At 64.9% G+C, this 9749-nt stretch carries 6 protein-coding genes; all 6 read left to right on the forward strand.

Annotation, left to right across the window (positions count from 1 at the left end):
* The first annotated feature begins 1358 nt into the window (after positions 1-1358).
* Positions 1359-2405 carry a ParB/RepB/Spo0J family partition protein gene (locus tag BMG523DRAFT_RS23770; RefSeq protein WP_011436878.1) on the forward strand — a complete coding sequence of 349 codons (1047 nt, stop codon included), beginning with the start codon at positions 1359-1361 and terminating at the stop codon, positions 2403-2405.
* 560 nt (positions 2406-2965) lie between these two features.
* A complete protein-coding gene (locus BMG523DRAFT_RS20875; RefSeq protein ID WP_035913402.1) occupies positions 2966-4459 on the forward strand; it encodes a tryptophan 7-halogenase in 1494 nt (497 codons plus the stop codon).
* A 444-nt stretch (positions 4460-4903) separates the two neighbouring features.
* Positions 4904-5266: a chorismate mutase gene (gene aroH / locus BMG523DRAFT_RS20880; RefSeq protein WP_023842144.1), complete on the forward strand. Its 363-nt coding sequence runs from the start codon at positions 4904-4906 to the stop codon at positions 5264-5266.
* Between the two features lie 14 nt (positions 5267-5280).
* On the forward strand, positions 5281-6327 hold the full coding sequence (locus BMG523DRAFT_RS20885) for an alpha-hydroxy acid oxidase (RefSeq protein ID WP_011436875.1): 1047 nt from the start codon (positions 5281-5283) through the stop codon (positions 6325-6327).
* Positions 6328-6441: 114 nt separating this feature from the next.
* A complete protein-coding gene (locus tag BMG523DRAFT_RS20890; RefSeq protein ID WP_043592110.1) occupies positions 6442-8358 on the forward strand; it encodes an ABC transporter ATP-binding protein in 1917 nt (638 codons plus the stop codon).
* A gap of 46 nt (positions 8359-8404) precedes the next feature.
* A partial coding sequence (locus tag BMG523DRAFT_RS20895) for a condensation domain-containing protein (RefSeq protein ID WP_235463324.1) occupies positions 8405-9749 on the forward strand: 1345 nt, incomplete at its 3' end.

Below are 9749 nucleotides of genomic sequence, written 5' to 3' on the forward strand. Positions count from 1 at the left end.
GCTGTCGAGACCTCGACCTGCTCCTGCTGACACTCAAGCCACAACATGGGGGACACTACAGACACGGACGCGGCACCTGCTTCTGGAAGACCTTTGCGTGAGAACTCAGATCTTCCTGTAGGTGCCGCGTCTGCCGCGTTCCAGGGCCCTTCGCGGCCCGACCCCTAGCAGTAGCCGACCACAAACTCAAGACGCCACGCCGTACCTACTTTGACGTCGCCCTGCCATGACATGGACGGGTCAGCCACGACCCATGATCCTCCACGTCCAACCACCAGGACCAAGCAACGAGCCCAACGTACCTCCTCAATACAAACCCCAAAGTCAGCGGGCTACGGCCGCCCACCCTGAATGGACACGTCCCATGCTCCTGGCGGACGGCATCGGGCCTCTCCCCGGCAAGGCATACCCGTCGTACGCCCTGGCTGGTACGGAGAGTTATCGCACGACGACCTCAAACGTGTTCTAAGGGGACGGCGTTCAAGGTGGAACCAGAACTTTGATCTAGTCTGCTACCTGCGCAAACAGTGGTCGCATGATGAAACATTCATCCCGGGTATCCGAGCAGGGGACGAGATATTTACCGGTGTGGCCCGGCGAGTCAGTGGCAGAGCGTGAGGCCCTCGACAAACCTGGCAATTTGGACGGTTGTTTTTAGGCAAACTCCACGGCGAAGGATTGCGAGGACAAAGCTTGCGAGGCGCGGGGTATCGGTGCTAGCGTGAGGTCCGTCTCATGGGCATCGTTCTGTCTTTTCAGATCTTCTTGAGGGGGGTTCCGTGAGGGGCCATCCAGAAGGCCTCCATAAAGATCTTCGCTGGGGGCTTCGAACTATGGTGATCTAGACGTCCATTATTCGTTCCTCCTTACGTTTCCTCGATTCCCGCTCTCACCTTCGGCCCGCCCGTGAGACAGCACGGATTTTTACTGCCGGCCGTCACCCACATTCTTTGTCGACTGTAGGTGCCCACCCTAGTGGGATTAATACTCATGTGTAATCAAATTCGTTGTTGTTTGGTAATCTTTTGCTCTTCGGCAAGGTTCATGAAAACGCTCAAGATCAACCAGGCGGCGTCATCTGGGTGACCACGTTGAGCGGCCGAAGTTGGTGTGGACACCGGTCCCGAGCCCGGATGGCGTTCCGGGCCAAGCCTGGTCGATCCCCACCCGTTCGGCCCGGGTGCCCACCGGGCCGGTGGACCTTCGGCCCTCCTGCCGGGAAGCCCGCCGGAGCGCCTTTCGCCTGGCCTTCGTCACGAGGGAATCTTTCGGCTCAAGCCTCGCGGATAGTTCTCATCCATCCACGCCACAGTTACCCGTAAATTTATCCCTTGGAACTCTTCAGGAAGGAAGAGCACGTGATTTCTGAAAACGGGACGGAAGGGCGCGGAGGCGATGGCTGGTCCTATCTGAGAAAACTGCTGAACGAACTACAGAACACCACCGTTGAGCTACTACCGATAAATTCACTCACCACCTCCGAGTCGCTTCGCGTGGCCGGCGAGGTCGGGCATCATGTCAAGATACTGGCCGAGACGGAAGCCGTGTTGCCGCCGATCATCGTGCATCGGGGATCGATGAGGGTGGTCGATGGAATACACCGGCTACGGGCCGCCGCGATTCGTGGTGAGGAAGATATCAGGGTGCAGTTCTTTGATGGCAACGTCGAAGACGCTTTTCTCCTGGCGGTCGCCGCAAACGTCACGCACGGCCTGCCGCTCACGATGGCGGATCGGGTGGCCGCTGCGAAGCGTATTATCGCGTGCCGTCCGCAGTGGTCGGACAGAGCTGTGGCCTCGGTAGTCGGAGTTTCCGCGAAAAAAATCTCGGAAATCCGCCAGAGCCTGGCCGAAAGTGTCCCTCAGTTCACGAGCAGGATTGGTATGGATGGGCGTACGAGGCCGTTGAGCTTTGTGGAGGGCAGGGAGCGGGCCAGCGAACTGATCAAAGCAAATCCCGCCGCCTCTCTTCGGCAGATCGCAAGGGAAGCCGGAATCTCTCCGACTACGGTGGCGGACGTAAAGAATCGAGTTCTCCGGGGAGCAAGCCCGGTCCCCGTAAAGCAGCGGAACGTCGACACGGTGGACCTCAGGCGACGCATGGCGATGCGTAAAAGCCTCAGCTCGGGACGAAAAGAGAGGAGATCGCTGGATGAACTTTTCTCTCTCTTTGATGTTCTGCGGAAGGATCCGTCACTGAGGTACAACGAGGTAGGAAGGATGGTGCTTCACGTCCTGAGCTACTGCACGGTCACGGCTCGGGAGAAAAAAAAGATCATCGAAAACGTTCCACCCCACTGTAGGGAAGCTATCGCCGATCTCTTCTCTGGGTATGCTGATATATGGTGCCTGCTCGCGGAGGAACTCCGGGACGGCGAGCATCGTGTCTCCTCGGAGGCAGAGTAGCGAAAGAGTGGATGTAGCGCCTCGATTTTTTGATACGGGGGCGATTTCGAAGGTTTGAGCCCGTCCATCAGCCGGCGTCGTCGGGAGGAGCCGGCGGAATACCGCCGGTTGTACGCCGCGGTCTGCCGCAGATGCCCGAGCGGCAAGGATGGCCAGCCGCTGTTCAAGTGCCGAGATCGCGCGGTTGGACGATAGGAGAGGACTCACGGCGCCACGGCTGAGCGGACTGGACTCCCACCAGCACCCCCACCAGGGGGCTGGCCACCATCCTGGTGGACACCGGGATTCACCGGCGTTGATCGCGCTGAATATGGGGCTCGCCGCGGCGGCAGGGAACCGTTCACCATGCTCGTTCTCATGGCGCTGATCACGATGTTCATCGCCGGCTGATACTGGTGGCGCCGAGTCGCGGGGAACCAGCCGTACTGGCTGTATCAGCCGCGCAGGAGGCGGCGGAGCCGTTGTCGGAAGAATGTCCTTGACATTTATTTGAGAAAATTCGAAACTAGATTGAAAATTTGGTCAAGCGGGCTTAAAGGGCTCGGAAAAAATGGTGGGAGATGGCCGTGACAGATTCTGCGGAATTTGATGTGGTGGTCGTTGGCGGCGGACCCGCCGGCTCCACACTGGCCGCGCTGGTGGCCATGCAGGGGCATCGAGTCCTTGTCCTGGAGAAGGAGCACTTTCCGCGCTACCAGATCGGCGAGTCGCTGCTACCATCCACTATCCACGGGGTCTGCCGGCTGACCGGCGCCGCCGACGAACTGGCCAAAGCCGGCTTCCCGCTCAAGCGCGGCGGTACCTTCAGATGGGGGGCCACCCCGGAGCCGTGGACGTTCGCCTTCTCGGTGTCGTCGCGGATGGCTGGGCCGACCTCATTCGCCTATCAGGTTGAACGGTCGAAATTCGACGAGATTCTACTGCGGAACGCCCGCCGGGTCGGCGCCGAGGTACACGAGGGCTGCTCGGCCACCGACGTCATCGAGGACGGCGACCGGGTCGTCGGCATCCGCTACACCGACGACGGCGGCAACCGGCGTGAGGCGCGGGCCTCCTTCGTGGTCGACGCCACCGGCAACAAAAGCCGCATCTACCATCGGGTTGGTGGCACCCGGCAGTACTCGGAGTTCTTTCGCAGCCTGGCCCTGTTCGGCTACTTCGAGGGCGGCCGGCGGATGCCCGAGCCCAACCGGAACAACATCCTGTGTGTGGCCTTCGACAGCGGCTGGTTCTGGTACATCCCACTGAGCGACACGCTGACCAGCGTCGGCGCGGTCGTACGGTCGGAAATGGCGGAGAAGGTCCAGGGTGACTCCGAGCAGGCCATGAAGGCGCTCATTGAGGAGTGCCCGATGATTTCGGATTACCTCGCGCCGGCCAGGCGGGTCACCACCGGGCAGTACGGCCAGCTCCGGGTACGCAAGGACTACTCCTATCATCAGACGACTTTCTGGCGTCCCGGGATGGTTTTGGTCGGCGACGCCGCGTGCTTTGTGGACCCGGTGTTCTCCTCCGGCGTGCACCTCGCGACCTACAGCGCGCTGCTCGCGGCCCGGTCCATCAACAGCGTCCTCGCCGAGATTGTGGACGAGAAGACCGCGATGCAGGAGTTCGAGGCCCGCTACCGCCGAGAGTACGGCGTGTTCTACGAGTTTCTGGTGTCGTTCTACGAGATGCATCACAGCGAGGACTCCTACTTCTGGCAGGCCAAGAAGGTCACCGGGAACAGCCAGCCCGAGCTGGAGGCATTCGTCGAGCTGATCGGCGGAGTGTCGTCGGGGGAATCCGCGCTGACCGACGCCGACGCCCTGGCCCTCCGGCTGCAGGCCAACACCGCCGACTTCACTACCGCGGTCGACGCGCTCGTGGCCAACAACAGCGAGAGCATGGTGCCGTTCATGAAGTCGCAGGTGATCCGCGGGGTCATGCACGAGGGCTCGCAGATGCAGATGCGCGCGCTGCTCGGTGAGGACGCCGAGCCGGAGACCCCGCTGTTCCCCGGCGGTCTGGTCTCGTCGGCTGACGGCATGTTCTGGCTGCCCACCGACGCTTAGGCCGGCCGTACCGGTCGCGTCCAAAAGCAACCGGCCCACACATGGTCCACCATGTGTGGGCCGGTTGTCTGTGTGGGCCGGTTGGTTCTGTGGATGTCAGCCCAGTAAGATGGCGCCGCTGGTGCGTGCCAGTTCTACGGCCTTGTGCCAGTTCCACGGCCCGGCTCCGTGCCGGGTCGGGCAACCACATCGGCCGCGTGCCGTCAGCCACCGTGGGTATAACCCGGGTGAAGAGAAGATGCAGAGTACCCGGAATCGGATTCGAACCGATATTCGGGGCTCTTTCAGGAGGTCCGTTTCCGTCGCTGGGCCACGGAGCGCTCCCGTGAACGATTATATCGCTCTAACCGTTCTTGCCGACTGTCGAAAAGGCATCCGATGGCGCTGGCGGAAAATTGCTGGACGCCATTGTTGTGAGTCTGGATCCGAGCGACGCTGCGGGGTATGACTGTGCGAGCGATCCGCGGTGCCACGCAGGTCGGGGCGAACGCGCGAGAGGACATCTTCGAGGCGACGGTCGAGCTGGTCACCGAGATGCTCATCCGCAACGGGCTGGTGACCGACGACGTGATCAGTGTGCTGTTCACCGCGACCTCGGATCTGGACGCCGAGTTCCCCGCGCTGGCCGCCAGGAAGGCTGGTTTTCACACGGTACCGATGATCTGCGCCAGCGAGATCGGTGTGCCCGGGGCGCTGCCGCGCGTCGTACGGCTGATGGCGCATGTGGAGGTCGACGGGGCGCGCCCGCCGATCAGGCATGTGTATCTGCGCGGCGCGAGCGCGCTGCGCCCTGATCTGGCGCAGTGATCTCGGAGGCTGGGATGACCGCGTTGACGCTCGGCGACTACGAGAACCTGGCCCGCGCCCGGCTGGACCGTCTGGTCTGGGACTTCTGCGCGGGCGGCGCCGGGGAGGAACGGACGCTCACGGCTAACATGGCGGCATTCGACGACGTCCGGCTGCGGCCAACCGTGCTGCGCGGCGCGTCCGACCCCGACATCGCCACCAGGATCTTCGGTGACCGGTGGGCGGCGCCGCTGGCTGTCGCCCCGATGGCCTTCCACACGCTGGCTCACCCAGATGGGGAACTGGCCACGGTGCGGGCCGCCACCTCGGTCGGGATGCCCGTCGTCGTCTCCACCATGGCCGGGCGCCGCTTCGAGGAGCTGGTCTCGGCCGCAGGCTCCCCGCTGTGGCTCCAGGTGTACTGCTTCCGTGACCGCTTCCGGACGCAGCGGCTGATCGAACACGGGGAGCGGGCGGGCATGAATGCGCTGGTCCTCACCGTTGACGCGCCCCGGCTTGGCCGCCGGCTGCGCGACGTGCGCAACGACTTCCGGCTGCCTCCGGGTATCATGCCGGTCAACCTCGACGGGGATGGCTTCTCCTCGCCCGCCGCGCACGCCAGCGCCGAGCTCGACCCGACCCTGGACTGGTCGGTGATCGACTGGCTGCGGTCGATCAGCTCGTTGCCGCTGCTGGTCAAGGGCATCCTGACGGCCTCGGACGCGGAACGGGCGGTACGTGCGGGGGTGGACGGCATCGTGGTCTCCAACCACGGGGGCCGCCAGCTTGACGGTGTCCCCGCGACCTTCGAGGTACTCCCGGAGATCGTGGCGGCGGTGGCGGGCAGTTGCCCGGTCCTGGTCGATGGTGGCATCCGGCGGGGCCGGGACGTGCTGGCCTGCCTGGCGGTGGGGGCCGCCGCGGTGCTCGTGGGTCGGCCAGTCCTCCATGGCCTGGCGGTCGGCGGGCAGGAAGGCGCAGCTCATGTGCTGGGCATTCTCATCGAGGAACTCACCGACGCGATGACCCTCACCGGCACACCTTCGCTGGCCGACATCCATCCCGGCCTCATTGGGCACTGATACGGCTCACCGTGAGTTTTCGGCAGTTGGACAGTGGTTGCCGCAAACTCCGCTAGGTACGGTTGAACCGATACCGCGGCCACTACTTCGGGTCCCGTGTTTAGGAGGTCGGTGATGACGCTCGGAGCTCCGGGCCCCATGATGATCCGCGGGGTGGGTGGTGACCGACCGATTACCCGGCAGCAGATCAGGCCGGGTACAATGCGCCGGATCCTGCCTTATGCCAAGCCTTATCGGTGGCGCCTGGTGCTGCTGCTGGCAGCCGGGTCACTCGAGGCCACGAGTATTGCGGCCAATCCACTGCTACTCAAGTTCCTCATCGACGACGGCATTTTGAAGGAGAACACCAGGCTGGTCGTCGTAGTCGCCTCGGTCGTCGCGGCACTCGCCCTTCTGGATGCCTTTCTGGGAATCGCTCAGCGGATGCTCTCCGCGCGATTTGGCGAGCAGATAATCTATGATCTGCGGACCCGGGTCTTCGCCCACGTGCAGCGGCAGCCGATCGCCTTCTTCACTCGGGCGCAGACCGGCTCGCTGGTCAGCCGGCTGAACACCGACGTGATCGAGGCGCAGCAGGCGATGTCGCAGTTGCTGACTGTGTTGGTGTCCAGCGCGCTGTCGCTGGTCCTGGTGATAGTCACGATGTTCTACCTGTCATGGGTCGTGACGATAGTCGTGCTCGCGCTCGTCCCGTGCTTCATGCTGCCGGCCCGGGTCGTCGGCCGCAGGCTGCAGCGGTATGCCCGGGAGGGCATGCAGCTCAATGCCGAGATGAGCACGATGATGAACGAGCGCTTCAACGTGGCGGGCGCGATCCTCGTCAAGCTTTACGGCGAGCCCGAGACCGAGAGCAGGCAGTTCGAGGACCGGGCGGCGCGGGTCCGCGATATCAACGTGCGGACCGCCGTCTATGGGCGGGTGTTTTTCGTCGCGATGACGATGGTGGCCTCGCTCGCCACCGCGGCGGTCTATGGCATCGGCGGTGTTCTGGTCATCCACGACGACTTCCAGCTCGGCACCCTTGCCGCCTTCGCGGTCCTGCTCAACCGGCTGTACGGCCCGATCAACCAGCTCTCCAACATCCAGCTCAACGTGCTGACCGCGCTGGTGAGCTTCGACCGGGTCTTCGAGGTGCTCGACCTGCGGCCGCTCGTCGCCGAACGCCCCGGCGCGATCGCGCTGCCGTCCGCCTCGTCGGCCGCGCCGGAGATCGAGTTCGACGAGGTGTCGTTCCGCTACCCAACCGCCGACGAGGTGTCACTCGCCTCGCTCGAATCGATCGCGCTGCCGTCCGCCGAGCGCACCGGGAGCACCGCGATGGTGCTGGATCGGATCAGCTTCCGGGCTCCGGCGGGAAAGCTCACCGCGCTGGTCGGCCACTCGGGCGCCGGGAAGAGCACGATCACCCATCTGGTCTCCCGGTTGTATGACCCGATCGCTGGGACAGTCTGGATCGATGGTCACGACCTGCGGGACCTCACGCTGAAATCACTGCGTGACACGGTCGGGGTGGTGACCCAGGACGCGCACATGTTCCACGACACCATCGGGCGGAACCTGGCGTATGCCAAGCCTGACGCGACCGACGAGGAGATCGTGCGGGCGTGCCAGGGCGCGCAGATCTGGAATCTGATCTCCGCGCTGCCGCACGGCCTGGACACCGTCGTCGGGGATCGCGGCTACCGGCTGTCCGGCGGTGAGAAGCAGCGGCTGGCGCTGGCCCGGCTGCTGCTGAAGGCGCCGTCGATCGTGGTGCTCGACGAGGCCACCGCTCACCTGGACTCCGAGTCCGAAGCCGCCGTCCAACGGGCCCTGAAGAGCGCGCTGGCAGGCCGTACCTCTCTGGTGATCGCGCACCGGCTGTCGACCATCCGGGAGGCCGACCAGATCCTGGTGATCGACGCGGGCGGTGTCCGCGAGCAGGGCTCGCACGAAGATCTGCTGGCGGCGGGCGGGCTCTATGCGGAGTTGTACTTCACCCAGTTCGCCGGGCAGGCGACGGACTCGGTCGACGACAGGGTCGGCGCCTGACGTCCTTCTTGCTGACACCTTCGCGGAACTCGAGAGGAGAAGCACGGTGGCTCAGTTGGAGATAGAGGATCTGTGGCCGCTGTCGCCGTTGCAGGAAGGGCTTCTCTTCCACGCCCTGTATGACGAGCAGGGCTCCGACGTCTACGCGTTGCAGGCCGTACTGGACATCGAGGGTCCGCTCGACGCCGCGATCCTGCGGCAGTCCGGCCAGCGGCTGCTGGACCGGCATGCCAACCTGCGGGCCGGGTTCCGGCAGCCCGCGGCGCTGGACCAGCCGGTACAGGTGATTGCCAGGCAGGTGGAGCTGCCCTGGTCGGAGACGGACTTGTCGGGGCTGCCGGAAGCCACGGCACAGGCGCGGGCCGGCGAGGCGACGGCCGAGGAGCACGGCCGCCGGTTTGACCCGGCGGCGCCGCCGTTGCTGCGCTTCCTGCTGATCCGGTTCGGCGCGCGGCGGCATCGATTGGTGATCACCGTCCACCACATCCTGCTGGATGGCTGGTCGCTGTCGGTGCTGCTGCGTGAGCTGTTCGCCGTGTACCGGAGCGGTGGGCGACTGAACGGGCTGCCGCCGGTGAGGCCCTACCGGGATCACCTGGCCTGGCTGGGGCAGCAGGATCGGGAACAGGCCCGTACGGCGTGGCAGGAGGAGCTGGCCGGGGTCGACGGGCCGACACTCGTCGCTGCGGTCGATCCGGCGCAGGCCTCGCCGGAACCCGGTCGGGTGCGCTTCTCGGTGAGTGAGGAGCTGACGGCGGCGCTGCGCGGCCTGGCCCGCGGTCATGGGCTGACGTTGAACACCCTGATCCAGGGCGTATGGGCGATGCTGGTCAGCCGGTTGGCCGGGCGCTCGGATGTGGTGTTGGGGGCGATGGTGGCCGGCCGTCCGCCCGAGCTGCCCGGTGTGGAGGACATGCTGGGGCTGTTCGTCAACACGGTGCCGGTGCGGGTGTCGCTGGACCCGAACCAGCCGGTGACCTCGATGCTGGCGGCCCTGCAGGACCGGCAGTCGGCTCTGATCGCTCACCAGTACCTGGGGCTGGCCGAGATCCAGCGGCTGGCCGGTGCGGGGGCGACCTTCGACACGCTGTTCGCCTACGAGAGCTACCCCTCCGATTCGCCCGGGCGGGCTCCGGGCGAGGACGGTCTCAAGATCAGTCAGGCGGTGGGCGGGCTTGAGGCGACTCACTACCCGCTCAGCCTCACCGTGCTGCCCGACGAGCGGCTCGGCTTCCGCATGACGCACCGGCCGGACGTCTTCTCGCGTGAGGCGGCCGAAGGCTTCGCCCGGTCGCTGGTGGAGCTGCTGGAGGCTGTGGCGGCGGATCCGGGGGTGTTGGTGGGTCGGGTGCCGGTGTTGGGTGCGGCTGAGTGGGTGCGGGTGGTGGAGG

The sequence above is a fragment of the Frankia sp. BMG5.23 genome (assembly GCF_000685765.2).
Lineage (GTDB): Bacteria > Actinomycetota > Actinomycetes > Frankiales > Frankiaceae > Frankia > Frankia casuarinae.